Below are 17993 nucleotides of genomic sequence, written 5' to 3'. Positions count from 1 at the left end.
TATTTAATTTTAGTATAAATCTTGTTCTCTCCTTAATCTTTTGAGAAACCAGTCATATTTTTATAAAATCGAGACATTCGTGATACACTCGTGGAGAAATATGCTACTATCAAAGCGGGAACATTAATGTGGTTCATCATTATTTTGAAAGGGGAAGACAGCCATGGAATGGACTGATTTGTTTATAGATGGTTCAATTGCTCTTAATCAGGAATCTATTCAAGTCAATGGAAGTGATGTTTCCATTCTAATTCACTATTGGGGTGCTCAACCCGATCATTACAATAACAAGCCACATCAACATTCTTATTTTGAACTGTGTTATATTGTCAACGGTGAAGGTGAGTATATGGATGATGGACATTCATTTCATATAACGAGTGGGTCCCTTTTCCTTTCCCGCCCCTTCGTTAAACACCAAATTTTAAGCGAAACTGGATTGGAAATTATTTTTGTTGGATTTGAAATTATAAAAACAAAATCAACAAAGAAATTAATAGAACTTTTCACTAATCTAGAAAAAACGAAAAAATTCATTATTAATAATGCTAGCCAATCTCCCGTTGTAAAACTATGGACTTCAATCCTCGTTATGGCCTGTGATTTTTACCTATTGTTCAACGACTGCTTTCAAGGCTTATGTTCTTCTTTCTATTCAAGTATTGTTGGTTTATTTAATGAACAACAAATTAAATACAAAAAGAATAAAGAAATTCGTATTTATTCGTCCTTAGTCTATCAAGCGAAGCTATACATCCATGACAACCTATCTCAATCATTGAAAATGAGCGATGTAGCGGATTTTATTCACATTTCAGAAAGACACTTATCACGTATTTTCCAGGATGAATTAGGCCAATCGTTTTCAAATTATATTAAAAGAGAGAGAATGAGAAAAGCCAGCATCCTCCTCTCAGATACCGACCTTACCCTCAAAGAAATTTCAGAAATGTCAGGTTTTAAAACAGTTCACTATTTTACCACTGTTTTTTCAGCAGAAATGGGAATGCCGCCTGGGGAGTTCAAGAGAAAGCTCAACCAACAAACGCTGTTAGTACCAGAATATACTGAAACTTATTTACAGAGCGCTTCTATAAACTGATCAAGAATCTGAATAGCGTTTTTTTGTTTTCAACCAGCAAATCAAAGCACTTTGGGGATATACGTATTCGACTTGTTTTATATATTAATCTTATAAGAAAACCGACAAGTGGTAGTATGCCCTTCAAGTAGTCACTCAAAAAAAACTGATGTTATCATGAGGAACGAGTGAAACTTGGAGGGGTGTTAGGTATTGATGATTTTGCTATCCGGGAAGGTCATACCTGCAATACGGGGTTGCATGATTTGCGTGGTGACTCTTTGCAGGACATCATTCTATGCAGGACATCGAAAGAATTACTTGCTTATTATGAGAATCATCCTGCGATGGGTCTGCTTAATCCGGTTGCCGTGGTTATAGATTTAGCGCATTTTTCCCGCAGTAGGGGCAACTTAAATGCACGATCAAGGGAGTCACTTTCAGAAATATTGAATCGTTCGCTTCATTTGGAATGAGTTTACTTACACGAAACTATGGTAGACCTAAAAATAATTTCGAAGCCAAGGATATCTATGAGCGTGATTTCGTTACCCTCTTTGTCCGTTCCAATCGGATCGTGCAGGGTTACGTCTTTACGTGTTTTCTTGAGCGAACGCAGGTGCATCAGGATTTCGTTTTCAATACAACGAGCAGCAAATGTGGCTAGTTTGGTTCCTTTGTTTGGACGATAGCTCTCAATAGCTTTAATCAGGCCGATGGTGCCAATGGAGATCAGATCCTCCATGTCCTCCCCAGTGTTATCGAATTTCTTGAGGTTATGGACACGATGTGATGTCAAAAAAAATTAGCCAATTACAGCTTTACTATTATCAATAACAATTAATTGATCAATCAACTCTAAGTGAGATATCAGATTAATCATACTTGTTAAATTGCGTCTAACAATATCTTCGGCTTCAATATGATAGCCACCGTTTTTCACACGTAGAGCAATACATTCAATATTTAGCCGAACATCTGCTAGTCCCACATAAAACACAATAATTTCAAAGCCTTATTCCTTTGTATCCCTCATCTGCCTTATAACGTTACCACCCGCTAAAGTGGTTTCCACAATGAAATCCCACTTATTCCAGATATACTACCTGGCTATTCTTATGGCTTCTTTCCCAGCAGATACTTTACTCTTTTCAGGATGCCCATTATTGATCTTGCGGGCTAGTGCATCTGGAATCATCAGCGATTCTGCTTTATGCCATTCTCCCATATAGAAATCTTCCACTTTCATGAAATGAAAAACATAATATTCTCCGTTCATTATTAGCTGTTCCTCTTCTTTTTGATTTCGTGAAATTCAAGATTTTTGATGATGCAGCCGGATGATGATACTCAATATCCTACAACCCTAAAACATATCATACAACGTTATATATTTAATAAAATAGTTTACATATACATTACACGCAATAATTAAAAAAGCCTTTTTCTCCTTTTTATAAACTCAAAATATATTAAATTCATAATATTTATTGACTGAAACAAATACAAGTGTTATATTTCCTAACATTAAATAATAAAATACATAAAGGAAAAGGAGATTACGCACATGAATAAGTTCAAACGTCTACGTGAAACTAAAAGAGATCATTCTGGTTCCACCCGATCTGAATATTCACCAGCAAAAAAAAATTGGAGTAAAAAGCAATTTATAGCTACTTCAATTGTGTTATCTGTTATTGCTACGAGTGTAATTCCGTTCCAAACAGCTGATGCTTTAACTAGAGTTACTTCAGAAAGTGGCACAGTATGGGAGATTCACGATGTTTTTGCTCCTAGCTTAGACACAGGAAGTTTACGTACAGTTGGTGCTACACAAGTACAAGCTTTCGGCAATATCTTTGTTAAAGTGTCCTCGCCTTCAGCTCCACTGATGAATGGTCAAATGATGCGTGGTTTTGACTTGAAATACGATGGCGTTAATAAGTTTACTTCGGCTCAATCTGTAAATCTAGGAAATGTAACTGTAACACGTGAGGTGTATGTGGATACTATTCATAATCGAACGAGATTCTTTGATACATTCACTAATAAAAATGATGTCGCTATAAAAGTTGATGTATCATTCGGTGGCTCTTTAGGATATGGTACAACAACAAATGCTTCAGTAGTTAAGGCAACCTACTCAGGCGATCTAAAGGTAACTACAGATGATTCATGGATTGTTGTAGATAGCAGTGCCAGAAACAATAAGCCGCTAGGCGTTGCAGTGGGATCTCCAAAACCGTTTGATAATGGATTAACAGGTCTAGGGAATCAGCAACAGGATCCATTCACAGTACCCTTAGCTGAGTATGGAAATGAAGCGAATTTCTATGGGTTCATTAATTCACTAAATATTGGGCCGGGCGAATCGAAGTCCCTAGTAAATTATGTACAAGTTGGAGAAGCTGGTGAAGAAGGGTTGAAAAATCTGGTTGCTATGCTAGATGGACTTAATAGTCTGCTGGATGTAACAGGATTAACAAACGCACAAATTCGTTCAATTAGCAACTGGGATATATCTGCTATAGAGGGACTTGATACTGGAGATCATCTGGATATTCCAAATGCTCCTGCGGCCAAAGAATTAATAACTTCATCGCCGTATGATGTTAAGAATAAATCAATTGCAGAAATGCAGAAGGATATGATTAATGGTAAAACTACTTCTGTACAAATTACTCAAGCCTATTTAGATAGAATTAAGGTATACGATGAGGGACAATTGGGATTCCATGCATTCCTGTATGTATCTGAAACTGCGCTTAACCAAGCAAAAGCTGCTGACGATGCCCGTGCACAAGGTGTAAAAGGTGATTTATTAGGTATTCCAATTGCGATAAAAGATATTTATGACACAAAGGATATGCCTACTACAGGTGGCAGTAAAGCTCTTGAAGGCTGGCAGCCTGATTCCGATGCATTCCAAGTGAAAAAGCTGCGGGAAGCTGGAGCTGTAATTATTGGTAAAGTAAATACTTCTGAGTTTGCTAACAGCGGAAGCTTTAGTGAGAGCGGCTGGCAGCAAACATGGAATGCACTCTATCCATCAAAAACATCTTTTGGCTCAAGCGGCGGGTCTGCAGTATCTGTTGCAGCTGATTTTGCAGCAGCAGCAATGGGATCGCAAACAGGGGTATCTCTCTATGCACCAACTACAGGCGCTAGCTTAAAAAGCTTCCGGGGTACAGACGGTATGGCAAGTACTACAGGAGTACTTCCACTCACTTGGGGACAAGATTATGCAGGTCCCATTGCTAAAACAGTAACTGACCTAGCTATTATATTGAATACTACAACGGGTACGGACCCACAAGATATTTTCACAGTCACTGCTGATGCAGATCATAAGCGTCCAGTGGATTGGAAGGAATCTCTGGATGCTAATGCATTGAAAGGAAAGAAAATTGGATATATTCCTGCATCCTTTGTATCTGCATATGCTGATGATGATACTGGACGGGCAGTGATGGATAAGTTCTCAGAGCTTCAAGCAGCGGGGGCGACAATGGTTGAAATGTCAACTGTACCATCAGGCCCTAGTCGTCCTTCAGGTATTAATGGATCTACTGAAGGTTGGGCACGTTATATTGAGCTTCATAAGGACTTCCCTTATATTGATGGAGCAAGTGTACTAGCTTCAGATAAGGTGCTTATCTATAATCAAAGAGGATATAGTACTCCAACTCGTATGACTGAACAAGCTGTACAAGATTACATTAAGTATAGAACCGACTATAAGGAAGTTATTAAAAACTGGATGGACGCGAATGGCGTTGATGCTGTTGTTTATGCAGGTTTTATTAGTGACGTATATAACAATGACGCATCAGCTTCTCAATTAAGTTCTGACCGTAACACGGGCGTATTAACCTCTAATGTGGGTCTCCCTACGGTAGTTGTTCCTGTAGGAACGAATGACAGCGGATATTCTATTTCTATGCAACTGGTTGGTAGAGCATGGGACGATGCAAAAATTTTAGGCATGGGCTACGCTCTTGAGCAACAAAGTCAAGCTAGACTACTTACAACATTTGCTCCAGCACTTCAATATGTTTCAAACTCTACTAATCCTAATCCAAACACAGATAATGGACCAACCAATCCAAATACTGGAGGAGGTACACCTCCAGCAGTAACAACGCCTATAGAAACAACGGCACCTGCAGAAACAATAACACCAGCAGATAAGCCGAAAGTTGTTAGTTTTCTAGATACAATGAATCATTGGGCAAAAGCAAGCATTGACGCACTAATTGCTAAGGGATTATTGACCGGTTATTCCGATGGAACATTCCGTCCAAATTCAGGTTTGACTCGTGCCGAAGCAATTAAAGTAATTGCAACTTACATGGGACTTGAAGGACAAGAAAGTAACTTTATAGATGTATCTCCAACTCATTGGGCGAATAAGTTTATTGGTGCAGCTGCTGGATCAGGCTTGATGAACGGATATAGTGACGGAAGATTCCGTCCAGATGAGAAGATTAGTCGTGGTGAATTAGCGGCACTAATCACTCGAGCTTTTAAGCTAACAGGTACTGGAAACACATCATTCAAAGATGTTACAAGAAATGCATGGTATTATGATTCCATTGATGCACTCGCATCCAATAATATTATTACAGGATACGCAGACAGTACATTTAAGCCTGAAAAAGATATTACTAGAGCAGAGTTTGCAGCAATTGTTTCCAGATTACTAGGAACTATTAATTAAAAGAAATTCAATTAAAAATGACAGAGTACTCGAGTAACCACGTTTACAGGAAGGGCCATCCCGAAAGGGATGGCCTTATAACTTGCCGTTACAGATAGTGCGATGAACCGTATCATAAGTAGGGCGAACCCTATCCACACAAAAAACGACTCATCCGTAGACAAGTCGCTTTTCAAGTTTTATTATTAATGGATTATTACTGTGTAATTGTCATCAGTCTTACCGCTTCGCCTTATAAAACTCATGATACAGCTTCATGAGCGCCCTCTTCTCAATCCGCGACACATAACTCCGCGAAATCCCCAGCTCCTTCGCAATCTCCCGCTGCGTCCACTCTTCCCCACCTGTATCCAGCCCAAACCTACCCACCACAACTTCTTTCTCTCGGTCATCCAGAATATCAAGATTACGATAAATCTTACTCTTCTCGATCTTCAAATCCACTTCTTTAATGACATCATCAGCCTCGGAGCAAAGGATATCGATGAGTGTAATTTCATTACCTTCTTTATCCGTCCCAATTGGATCGTGCAGAGATACGTCTTTCCGTGTTTTCTTCAAAGATCTAAGGTGCATCAGGATTTCGTTTTCAATACAACGGGCAGCAAAAGTGGCTAGCTTTGTGCCTTTGTTCGGGCGATAGCTTTCAATGGCTTTGATCAGACCAATGGTGCCGATGGAGATTAAATCCTCCCTGTCTTCCCCAGTATTATCGAATTTTTTGAGGTTGTGGACACGATGCGATGTAATACTAGAAATGGACAGAATTATGCATGTCTCTGGGCAAGCAAACAATTAAATAGCCACGTGGAGTTCTTACGCTCCTATGTGGCCTTTCACTTAACTATCTTGAATTTTCTTCTTCAATTACAATATTTCTACTACTATTTTCCCAATCATATATTTTTCCAAACATTACCTCCATTCCGCAAGTTGTACAACTAAATAGATATCTTGATTGTATTGAATTTTCTTCTCCCTTACTAATATCACAAATAGTTACTCTAATTTGGGAGTGATCCCAGTCTGATTGACTACAACAGTTACAAACCAGTTCCTTTCCCCATATTTTAATAGTAGCCATGTTACCTCCTAAAAACTAATATTCTTAGCCGATTGATCTTAATAATACTGTATAAAAGTGAGGTTTGGTATTTGCATTCTCGTATGTCATAAGCCAATTATCAACATTTCTTTTAACCTCATCTGTAATATTGCAATGAAAAAGTCCCTTAACTACAGAGAAAAACTCAGGGCATCTTTCACCGCCTTTTCGTCCCCCTGCTGCGTCACTTTCTCTTGACGTACCCCGGTACGCCTGCGAAAAAGTTTCTGGCTTGGAACTAAATTCGGCAAAATCTGCTCCTTTAGGAGTTCTAAGACACACCCTAATCGAACTTGACCCTTTCGACAGTATTCGCGGGATTCCTGCACCGTAGAGAACTGGACTCGTCTCATCTCTTGGTATTGAACCACTCTACAAGAATCGCAGCCGTATCATGGGGCTGAAATACCGGAAAATAATGACCATAGGGTACATCTACGCATTTAACCTGTGGATCGATTTCCTCAGGATAGTGGTAATCCTCATCTTCCTTGCCCCAGACCACTACTGTGCTCTTCGCCTGATCAGCTTTACTCCACGTCCCCATCGATAACTTGTCTTGGACTCCTTTGCCCTTCCCGGTATGAATCCAGCGTAACAAATCGGTATGCGCACCCGCAATGCGTGGAGATTGCATACTGGACCTCACCTTTTCTGCAAATCTTCTAATTACACGGTGATCCGTGTCACGGTTTGATTGAAGCATACGATTCCAGCCAGCTTCGGATCGCCCGGCCAGAAGGGTACGCACGAAACCTCTTGGCATACGGGAAGCCATACGCAGAGCTGTCTGGTTAGAGTTATGACCTGCGGGCTGCAATAAACCAAGCTGAATATCGGTGCGTCTGCTCCTGATTGCCGCCGTAGCTGCAATTGCGCCCCCAACAGAGTGACCGATCAGCTTCATCGGGCCTTCCAACTCGCGAAGTGCGGTGAGTAGTTCATGCACCTGGCCTTCAAACGCTTCACTCTTCTGATGAACAGGTGACCGACCGAATCCGGCCAGATCGACAAGCCATACCGGGTTTCCTGTCAGTTCCCGAAGCCGTTCTCCCAAAGGTAACATCTCATCGGCACAACTAAGCAAACCATGTACGATGATCCACGGCTCTCCTTCACCATCCCAACCAAGTGCAGCCAAATTTCCGATCCGTGATCGAATACAACCGGCTGGCAAAGTCCCAGATGATGCATGACGGAGACGATAATCCAAGTCGGCTGTCACAAATGGAAGCTGTTCCCTGATATCAGGCCAGGATTGTCCCATACGTGTGAACAGAGCCTCCGTCTCTTCCACCGGAAATGTTCTGTTGGTAATAAAAGAAACCGATTCTGCTGGAACACCGCTGATCCGCGTACCGCCTGATTTCATCGCCCTTTGAATCCATGTCAGTGGTACAGCCCATTTGGGCTTTGGAACATCCATTTGCTGTGACAGAAGATGTAGTAATTCCTTCATGCTAGGACTATCTTCTTTGCGCGCCAAAAGTGGATACGTTCCTCCCACTGGAGCTGTTTCTTTGGATAAAAAGACAAGGGTCTTTGCAACCACATCATTCTCCACAAGCGGCAACCAATACGATGAACCTCCCGGTACAACAGGCATGAATCGTTTCTGAATCGCCTGAATGAGCAGTCCGATACCACCCGTTTGCTCGGTTTCACCCGTGGGTCGCGGTCCCACGACTGTACTTGGATTGACAACAGACAACGGATACTGATTCGCCTCTGCATGTTCACGGATATACAGATCAGCGTGAAATTTCATTTCTTCATATGCACTTTCATGATTTTCTAGTTTGTTGACCTGAATGTATTCCCCCTTTTCGTCCCGTTGTCCATACGGGCTCATAAATCCAACAACATGGATAAAGTGTCTCAGTCCGCGTGTACGATGGATCTCGCCAGCCAGTTCCGCCACTTCCTTCGCGCCGTTCATAAAAATCTGTTCTGCTTCTTTACGCTCCAGAGTAACATCCATCGTGCCGCCAGCATGAATGATGACGTCTGCTTCGAGAACAAGCTGCCGATCAGTCAATACAAGGCCGAGACCTGGTTTGGACAAATCGCCGTGGATAAATGTAATTCGGTCGAAGTTCTTCACTCCGTAAGCTTGCAGCACAACTCTGGCTCTTGGTTCGGAACGAACAAGCAACAACAATTTTGTGTCCCCAGCCGCGAGTTGTTTTACTGTTTCCTTACCGATAAAGCCTGTACTGCCTGTCATGAAAATGATTACTGGTTCAATTGCCCTCTTGTTAATAACCTGCTTTATGTCCCTAGTGTGCTCCGTATTTGTTTCACGAGTAGTATGAACATTCACTGTGTATCCGCCCCTTATAGTACTATAAAGTACTAATAATATTCAAAAAAAGAGCTTCGTTTACCGAAGCATCTGACAAAAAGTACGTGCTGATTGTTCAATAATTCCTGTATCACGCGCGGTCTCCGCAAGCACAAGGGAACCTTCCATTGCCGCAATAAATAATGCTGCTGCTGGCCCCGGCTCGATTCCTTTACGAAACTCCCCGCCATCCAGCCCCTGTTGGAACAATTTCTCCATCATCGGCTGCAACTCACGAAAGAAACGGGATATGCTTTCTTTTACTTCCGGTGCACTGGCTGGTGTCTGCATATACAGTGTAATAAACGGACAACTTCCTTCATAATCCCGACCCTCTATGCCTGCGGACAGTAACGCCATAAACGAATAGATGCGTTCTGTTACCTCTCGTTCACGCTGACTGAGCAGCAGGTAAAGATCTGATTCATACTGGGCGATCCAGTACTGCACCACAGCATGAAGTAATTCCTCCTTGTTTTTAAAATGGTAATAAATATTCGACTTGGATACTCCGCTAACCCGTACTACCTCATCCATACTAACGTAGCTGTACCCCTGACGCAGAAATAACTGTGCAGCCACTTCAACTGCCTTGGTCCGGTTAACCGGATTGGAACTCTTAGATTTAGCAGATTCATTGTTCAATTTTTTATTCGTCATAGATAGAACTATATAGTACTAATCAAATAAAAACAAGTTTTTTGTTAATCAAAAGATCCTCTTTCATCTCAACCCCCTCCTACTTGTCCACATATAGTATTAACGCTGTGTTAAATACGTCATGGAATTACTAAACCGCTTCGGGTTATCCACATTCCAGAGATATTCACGAGGTTATTGGATCTGATCGGCAGATTCATCCTCTTTAATCAAAAGCGACTAGGGCGTGTTAGTGACTCAAAAATATATTTTCATTATATCCATATTATTACTACATCATTTCAACTCTTGTAGATATAAGTCTAGCGACAATTATTACTACTCTTTTTTTGCTAGCGATCATTTTAGAGTTATCTATCTAGAAGCTTATTCCTACATTCAAAACATATATATATTAAATCTATGCATCATTTAAAGTATTCTTCTGAACACCACTTTATCTTTATTTCTCTACTTTTTTCATGAATTTTTATTAACTGATTTTAAAAAAAATTCGTTGAACTATATCTTCAGCTATCAAAAACTGTCTCTTAAAGTAAATTATTTGCTTCTGATATGGACCTTGGTGCTTTTCATTGTTCTCATATACATGTAACAATTGAATATGTAGATCATATATTTCTTTATATGACATAATAACACCCCTTAGCAGTTAAAAAGTTAATTTTCTGAATATGCTTTTTTTTATGTTCAATTAGCCCAACTACTTGAATTAACAAAAAAGCAACTCCCCTGTTGGCAAGTCGCTTTTAACACAATCTTTTGTGAATCTTTATTACTATTGTAAACCCTACCGCTTCGCCTTATAAAACTCATGATAAAGCTTCATCAGCGCCCTCTTCTCAATCCGCGAAACATAACTCCGCGAGATCCCCAGCTCCTTGGCAATCTCCCGCTGCGTCCGCTCTTCTCCACCTGTATCAAGTCCAAATCGCCCAACGACAACTTCCTTTTCCCGATCATCCAGTATATCAAGATTACGATAAATCTTGCTTTTCTCGATCTTCAAATCCACTTCTTTAATGACATCATCAGCCTCGGAGCCAAGGATATCGATGAGTGTAATTTCATTACCTTCTTTATCCGTCCCAATTGGATCGTGCAGAGATACGTCTTTCCGTGTTTTCTTCAAAGATCTAAGGTGCATCAGAATTTCGTTTTCGATACATCGGGCAGCAAAAGTGGCTAGCTTTGTGCCTTTGTTCGGGCGATAGCTCTCGATGGCTTTAATCAGGCCGATCGTGCCGATGGAGATGAGATCCTCCATGTCTTCTCCGGTATTATCGAATTTCTTTACTATATGGGCGACAAGTCTCAAATTGTGCTCGATAAGCAAATTTCGGGCTTTAGCATCCCCTTCAGCCATCATGCCTAAGTATTTGCTTTCCTCCTGCTCCGAGAGCGGCTGTGGAAATGCGTTGTTCCTTACGTAGGATACCAGCAACGTCAGTTCTTTGATTAGCAACGCGATCGTACTTAAGAATCCAGGCAACTTGGCGACACCTCCCGCACTTGTACAATGAAACCGATCTGTTAGCCTTACGGGTTCATGGTCATCTTATTGTATGTGGGTAGATGCCTAGAAGTGCATGTACGGGGGAAATTGTACAAACACACAAATTTATGTTTTTCTATTTTTTAACCAAGTATGAACAAAAGACCTGCAGAAGCCTTCGCCGTCTTGGCGAGACAACCGCAGGTTTTTATTGCCTATCGCATCAAGCTTTATCCACTAGATCATTTTTTGTAAGTATTATAGATTAGCATTGCTGCTTCGGCCCGGCTCGCTGTTCCACCCGGGTTCAAATTCAATCCGTCACCTTTAACGAACCCTGCCTTGACCAGTGAAGCAATGCTGCTTACCGCATAGCTTGATACCTTCGAAGCATCTCTGAATCCTTTCAGGTCAGCAATTAAACCTTCTTCGGGAAGCTTCCCAGCTGCTTTCAGTACCCTAGCGATCAGCACCATCATATCCTGTCGGCTGATTTCGGCATTCGGAATAAATTTTCCGTCCGCACCACCCTTAGCAATTCCGAGCGCTTTGGCGATAGACAACGCCTCGGCATAATATGTGCCTGGATTGACGTCGGCAAACTGATCTGTTGAATCCGAACTGAGCTTAAAGGCCCGAACTGCCATCACAATAAAGTCCGCTCGCTTGATCTTTCCTCCCGGCGAGAACAAACCATCGCCTGTGCCTTTAATAATCCCCTCTGCCGCAAGCTTGTCGATAGCCTGCCTTGCCCAGTCATATCGGCTAGAGATATCCCGGAAAGTTATTGCTGACTGTCCCGATGTTCCCGGCTGCGAATCTGGGTTTGGTGCCTGAGACGCTGATGCGCTGCTAGTCGGCGTCGGCGTTGGTATCGGTGTCGCAGTGGTTCCCGGATTCGTCGTGCCGCTGTCATTGCCACCACTGCTACCGCTTCTCGGTGTAACCGATATGTCCGACTTAACCCCTTCGCCTAACAAATTGCTTGCTGATACGGCGAATGTGTAAGATTGGCCATTGTTCAGATTCGTAATCACTGCACCAAGACCGTTATCTTTCCAGGTAATATGCTCGGTAATTGGTGTGTAGGTTTCCCCTTCCTTGACGTATACGTTGTAACCTTCAGCATTTGCGTTAGCTGGCCAGCTTATAGTGACTTGCCGATTTCCGACCTGTGCTGTCGGCACAACGTTACCAGGCACTGCGCCGCTCAAATGGATACTATCCACTCGGATATCCGGATTTTTAAAGACTAGATATAAATCATGCGTACCGGAGAGTGTCGTCAACAACTCCCCCGTTACATCGGTATAATCCAACTCGGTCACTTTAAAGGTGCTGCCTGGCACCTCACGAACTGCTGGCACAGTCGCGTCAAATGTAACGACCGCCAAACGGGTTCCCGTTGGAGAATCTGCTCTAACCTCAACTACTGAGCTTGCATTCGTGGAAGCCCCACGCAAGGTAATGCCAGTTACACCGGATAAACGAACTTGATTAAGTGCTACCCAGGAGTTGCTGTTCTTAGACATGACGGCATAATATCCGTTCTCGGCTTCTTTTGCCTTAAGCCCTTCTGCTGTACGAAGCTTGGAGACCTCTCGATAAACTACATCTTTAGATGCAAAGGCATGATCGAAAATGTTAGCAGGCGCATTGACCGCATCAAGCTTCGCAATACTCTCATTATTGTAAGAGAGCGCAGCGGATATAGGAAGGTCACTAGACGATTTGCCTACCATCAGAGTGTAGCTTCCTGTTTCATTCACATACTCATTACGGTTGACATCCCACACGGCGAAATCAGATGGGTTCACTGTAAGCTGAACAGCCTTTGTCTCTCCGGCCGGAATGTACACTTTTTCATAGGAAACCAGCTGTTTCTTAGGTGTATGATCACCGTACTTGGAGGTATTGTTTTTGATGTACAGCTGAACTACCTCAGAAGTATTAACAGCTCCAGCATTCTCCACATCTAGGTTGATGGCAAAAGGTTCCTTGCCGCTAACATTAGACGGCACGCTTAAGTTCGAAAATTCGAAGCTGCTGTATCCCAACCCGTAACCGAATGGATAAGTTACTTGGGCATCGGTATACATGTAGGTCAGCTTACTTTCAAGCGGATCACCGTTTGTCATATCCACTGTAAATCGAGGATCGAGCTCGGCCAAAGTCACCGGAGTCGCCCCTTCAGGCAATGAATAATTATCAAGAACCGGCAAAGCATCCATTCCGGCATACCATGTCGAAGATAGGCGACCAGTAGGCGCGTAATCACCGAACAGCACATCCGCAAGTGCCTTGCTGTCGTATTGACCTGCATATGGCTGATACATAATAGCAGCTACATTCTCATTGTTTTGAATGGCCTCCATGTTCACAGGCGCATTTGACTTAACAATAACAACCGTCTTTTTCGGAAAAGCCTGCGCCACTTGAGACACAATCTTATACTGATCTTCTCCCAGGTTAAGATCCGATCTGTCGGCGCCTTCGCCTGCGCTATGTCTGGCAGGTGCACCGACGACAACTACGGCGTAATCGTTGCCGGAGGCCCAAGCGCTTGCATCTGCGCCCGCTTCCTTCAAGACAATCTCTTGAAACTTCTGATTGTCAGTTCGTGCCGCGGCGCCTGCTTGATTGGTCAGCGTCGTCGACGATAGATCAAGACGATCCGCCCCGTTCACGGTAACAAACCGGCCAGCAGAGTAGTAAGCTGTTTCAAACCCACCTCCGAAGCTCTCCGAATACGTGCCTGAGATCAGCGAGACGGTTCCGTCGCTATTTGCTTCTTGACGGAAGCGACCCGGAAGTGTACTGGCATCCGCCACATTAGAGAACGGATTTTCCACGAGATTGAGCTTGGTCGCATCGCTGTTTTGGACTGTACGGCTACTTCCGCTCGTTACGTCCTTCAGCCATTTTCCATTTGCCAGTGACAAGTAACTATAGCCGCCTTGGCCCCATGCGTAAGCCTCAAAGGCTTGGGATGCCGTATAGGCTTTTCCGGCGGCACTATAGACATAGACACTGTCTGTTACGGTTGCCATATCCGGTGCAATGAAATCCGCAGTGAGCTGAGCACCGTTCGTATAGGTGGAAGCCGTAACCGTTTGATGATTGGAGACAGAATCCAACGCAATTACGGGAGCGCCTGTACCAAAGGTAACATTATCACTACCAATTGCTTCCCGAATGGCTCCAAGTGGGGACAGCCCAGCCCCAGGCAATACCGGTGTTTTAGATACAGAGTAAGTTGCTTTAAACCGGGTATCCGCCAACAGCCCCGTTACAGCAACGTTGCTGGATTTGGATAAAGGTAGCAAATTATTATCGTTCTTCAGCAGAACGACACTTTCCCGCGAAGCATCAAGCGCAACGTTCTGGTTTTCGTTCAACGTATAGATTTGCGGACTCCGGTCGCTCGCTAAATCCGAGAACGGATAACTTTTCGGGGAACCATCTGGATTTTTCTCGTTAAAATATCCAGTGCGTACCCACATCTCGATTTGTCCGCGGACGCTATTCTCTAGATCCACGCGGGTCACACCAAAAGTCCCATTATTTACAGCATTCAGAATGTTGGTGCGGGTGGAGCTTGTCGTGTTGGCATGATTTCCGCTAAGCAGCAGGAGCGCTGCCGCACCATCAGCATCCGTATAGTTCTGATAACCATTGTTGAAGCCTGCGGTCATCGCGCGATCGGCGGCTATAAAATCACCTACCGGCAGCATACTATACGGGTTTGAATTCGACGCACGGATAATATTCGGTGAGATATGGTTAGGAACTCCATTCGTTCGACCGTAAGTAGTCATAATACTTTGGACCACACCGGCTTGTAATGGATATAGGAAACTTTTCATTTGGTATTCATTAAGCGCCCGGGCGCTTGCATAAAATTGGCCGCTTGCTCTGAACCATTGTGCCAGATAGTTGGTATAATGCTTCGTCCCCAATTGAGCTTTTAACCAGAAGCCATCCTCGTTGCCAGCCTCCCCGTACCCGGTGATCCCCTTAGCCATGGAATTGATCATCGTTCCAGCAAGGACTGGGTCCTCTGCGTAGCCCTCTTCAAATCTGCCACTAAGTGGATTTGTCCGTAAATCAGATACGGCAGAGAACATCAAGGTGTTGGGATTGGCCAAAGTGACTTCTCCCCGCCGCTCGTTCCCCATGACTGTCCCCACTTTGCTGACTAGATCCTTATTCCAGCTTTGTCCCAAAGCGAGCATGGACGGCATATCTGTGCTTACACCCATAACACGGTCCACTCCGCCGGCTGCCGTTCCCGGCAAGGTATAACCTCCCGCGATTGTCCGGGCTGTGCCGGCACTCTTTTGATCCGCGTAATACGCCAAATCCTCGATGCTCATATCAGCTAAAATCAAATCTACAAATGCGTCCAGATGACTAGGTACACCATCAAAGATCGGCATGTTGGATGCGCCTCTAGCAAACTCAATCGCTACATTGTCAGCCGCTCTCACCTGATTCGGTGCGATCGTTGATATCATGGAGATGATAAGCGCCATAATCAGGGTGACCACAACTAGTTTTCTGAGGGTAAAACCTTTCATTCCACTGCTCATGTGATTGCTCCTTTTAATTTTTTTGGACAAGTCTCTCGCATGTAACTGATGACAGTCTAGCTGCTGCTGTCCTCTTCAGAGATTTAAAGAGTCGTCGATGAGATATCACATGATGCAGTTTCTGAAGATTAGCCTTTCACTGAACCTACCGTAAGTCCCCCTACGAAATACTTCTGTAGGAACGAGAAGGCAATCAGTAGCGGAAGCGCACACAGCATACAAGCTGCGAAGAGGACGTTCCACTGGGTTGGATTCTGCTGGTCACCCATGAAGCCAAGCATGGCTAGCGGCAGTGGAGACTGCGAGGACTTGGATATAAACGTCATATTGAAAAAATAGTCATTCCAAATCCAGATGCCCTGCGTGATGATGACCGAAACTGTGACGGGAATCAGTAGCGGGAAGACCACTGTCCAGAACCGACGAAAAAGTCCCGCACCATCAATATGTGCTGCTTCTTCTACCTCCTCCGGAACACCACTACGAATAAATCCGGTGTACAGGAATGTTGAAAATGGCAGGCTGCAGGTAACGAACATCAGGATCGGCGTATACTGCGTGCTTGGAATACCCAAGCTGTTGATCATTTGCACAATTGGAATCAGAACCATCTGTCCGGGTACGACTAGCCCGGCAAGGAAGAAAAGATACAGAAACTGGCTCCATTTACTTCTGATTCGGGCCATCGGATAGGAAGCCATAGCCGCGAAGATCACAACTAAAACAACGGAAATTGCTGTCAGCACCACACTATTTAGTAGAGCGGAATCAAAATGCATCCGTTCAAAGGCTGTCCGGTAACTTGTAAATGATATCTCATTGAACAAATCAAGCGGGTTTGTGTTGTTGTCCGGTGATCTCAGTGAGGTGGACAGCACGATCACAAGCGGAATTAGATTCAGTACCATAATCACGATAACGAGGAGCTGAACAAGTATTTTTTTGAGAATTGACCCGGCTCTAACAGGCTTCCGCACGTTTCGGACAGGCTTATGCTGCTGCAGGAGGTTGCCTACTGCTGTTCCATTACTCATGCTGACACCTCTTTTCTATTCATCATCAGGACAGAAACCGCAGTAATAGCGATAATCAGCATAAACGAAATAATCCCGAGCGCCGAGGCCTTGCCAAACATTTGCTCCGTGAACGCCATTTTATAAATCGAATAAATTAGGGTGTTAGTCGAAGTTCCAGGACCTCCATTAGTCATAATAAACGGAAAATCGAAGGCTTTCAGACCATTAATTAAACTCAGCGTCGTATTGATCGTAATGGATGTGGCAAGCAGTGGGAGCTTCACAAACCGCAATAGCTTCCAGGCACCGCAACCATCGATTCTGCCGGCCTCGAGCAGCTCACTAGGAACGGTCTGAAGACCTGCCAGAAAGATAATCATTGTTGTTCCGACGTTCTTCCAGATTTCTACGAAAATAATAGAATATAGCGCCGTGGAATAGCTGCCGAGAAAATTCAAATTATCATTTGCAATCCCGAGCTTGGTCAAGAATGTTGCAATCATCCCGCTGTCCGGCATATAAACATAACTCCAGATGAAGCCGACCACAATCGCACTGAATAGAGTCGGAATGTAGGAGATGGAGCGGTAAAAGCCCTTGCCTCGAATCTTCATGTTCAGCAGCAGCGCCAGTCCAAGCCCGATTAGATTGCCCCCCACTACGCTGACAACCGTATAAATGAGAGTATTCTTGATCGAGTTGCCCAGCGTACCTCCGCTAAACAAATCCTTATAATTATCAAAGCCGATATAATTAAAGGTTTGGGCGTACCCGTTAAAATCTGTAATGCTATATTGAAACAGCTTCGTAATCGGGAAGATCCAGAATATTAAATAAAAGATCAAGGCCGGAACTGCGAAAAAATACATCGTTTTTTTCATTACAGTTGATTTCATCTCTGTCTCATCCTCCTATCCAGAACCGCTCCGCCAGTCAAGCGAGCTAAATGACAGGACTGGCGGGACGACCTTCAGTAATTC

12 protein-coding genes and 1 pseudogene are annotated in these 17993 nt (G+C 43.5%); 3 read left to right on the top strand and 10 right to left on the bottom strand.

Annotated elements, in window-relative coordinates; all coding sequences use genetic code 11:
- Window positions 1–163 precede the first annotated feature (163 nt).
- A complete protein-coding gene (locus NYE25_RS28030) occupies window positions 164–1102 on the top strand; it encodes an AraC family transcriptional regulator (RefSeq protein ID WP_339801590.1) in 939 nt (312 codons plus the stop codon).
- Window positions 1103–1269: 167 nt separating this feature from the next.
- Window positions 1270–1557 carry a hypothetical protein gene (locus NYE25_RS28025; protein ID WP_341147395.1) on the top strand — a complete coding sequence of 96 codons (288 nt, stop codon included), beginning with the start codon at window positions 1270–1272 and terminating at the stop codon, window positions 1555–1557.
- 38 nt (window positions 1558–1595) lie between these two features.
- On the opposite strand, the pseudogene NYE25_RS28020 reads toward NYE25_RS28025, so the two are convergent.
- Together NYE25_RS28020 and NYE25_RS28015 are read right to left on the bottom strand one after the other, a co-directional pair.
- Window positions 1596–1880: pseudogene (locus tag NYE25_RS28020) on the bottom strand (sigma factor); the annotation flags it as partial.
- Between the two features lie 303 nt (window positions 1881–2183).
- A complete protein-coding gene (locus NYE25_RS28015; protein ID WP_341147394.1) occupies window positions 2184–2360 on the bottom strand; it encodes a hypothetical protein in 177 nt (58 codons plus the stop codon).
- Between the two features lie 288 nt (window positions 2361–2648).
- Between NYE25_RS28015 and NYE25_RS28010 the strand changes: the two genes are divergently transcribed.
- Window positions 2649–5801, top strand: coding sequence for an amidase family protein (locus NYE25_RS28010; protein ID WP_341147393.1), 3153 nt, complete (start codon window positions 2649–2651; stop codon window positions 5799–5801).
- A 219-nt stretch (window positions 5802–6020) separates the two neighbouring features.
- Here NYE25_RS28010 and sigK (NYE25_RS28005) read toward each other — a convergent pair whose 3' ends face one another.
- The 8 genes from sigK (NYE25_RS28005) to NYE25_RS27970 all read right to left on the bottom strand — a co-directional run bounded on the left by sigK (NYE25_RS28005) (window position 6021) and on the right by NYE25_RS27970 (window position 17909).
- Window positions 6021–6572 (bottom strand): RNA polymerase sporulation sigma factor SigK, encoded by a 552-nt coding sequence (gene sigK / locus NYE25_RS28005; protein WP_341147796.1) that lies wholly within the window; start codon window positions 6570–6572, stop codon window positions 6021–6023.
- A 73-nt stretch (window positions 6573–6645) separates the two neighbouring features.
- Complete coding sequence (locus NYE25_RS28000; protein WP_341147392.1) at window positions 6646–6885, bottom strand: hypothetical protein; 240 nt, start codon at window positions 6883–6885, stop codon at window positions 6646–6648.
- Between the two features lie 370 nt (window positions 6886–7255).
- Complete coding sequence (locus NYE25_RS27995) at window positions 7256–9229, bottom strand: alpha/beta fold hydrolase (RefSeq protein WP_341147391.1); 1974 nt, start codon at window positions 9227–9229, stop codon at window positions 7256–7258.
- Between the two features lie 60 nt (window positions 9230–9289).
- Window positions 9290–9895: a TetR/AcrR family transcriptional regulator gene (locus tag NYE25_RS27990; RefSeq protein WP_256716200.1), complete on the bottom strand. Its 606-nt coding sequence runs from the start codon at window positions 9893–9895 to the stop codon at window positions 9290–9292.
- Between the two features lie 805 nt (window positions 9896–10700).
- On the bottom strand, window positions 10701–11402 hold the full coding sequence (sigK, locus tag NYE25_RS27985; RefSeq protein ID WP_042125228.1) for an RNA polymerase sporulation sigma factor SigK: 702 nt from the start codon (window positions 11400–11402) through the stop codon (window positions 10701–10703).
- A gap of 245 nt (window positions 11403–11647) precedes the next feature.
- Window positions 11648–15997 (bottom strand): glycoside hydrolase family 3 C-terminal domain-containing protein, encoded by a 4350-nt coding sequence (locus tag NYE25_RS27980; RefSeq protein ID WP_341147390.1) that lies wholly within the window; start codon window positions 15995–15997, stop codon window positions 11648–11650.
- A gap of 128 nt (window positions 15998–16125) precedes the next feature.
- Window positions 16126–17031, bottom strand: coding sequence for a carbohydrate ABC transporter permease (locus tag NYE25_RS27975; RefSeq protein WP_341147389.1), 906 nt, complete (start codon window positions 17029–17031; stop codon window positions 16126–16128).
- Window positions 17028–17909 (bottom strand): carbohydrate ABC transporter permease, encoded by an 882-nt coding sequence (locus NYE25_RS27970; protein WP_341061419.1) that lies wholly within the window; start codon window positions 17907–17909, stop codon window positions 17028–17030. The genes NYE25_RS27975 and NYE25_RS27970 overlap by 4 nt, the downstream gene beginning before the upstream one ends.
- Between the last annotated feature and the right edge of the window lie 84 nt (window positions 17910–17993).

Source organism: Paenibacillus sp. FSL E2-8871 (assembly GCF_038000345.1).
In the GTDB taxonomy this organism is placed as follows: Bacteria; Bacillota; Bacilli; order Paenibacillales; family Paenibacillaceae; genus Paenibacillus_AQ.
The sequence above is the reverse complement of the archived record's forward strand: the minus strand, read 5'-3'. Positions and strand labels throughout refer to the sequence as shown.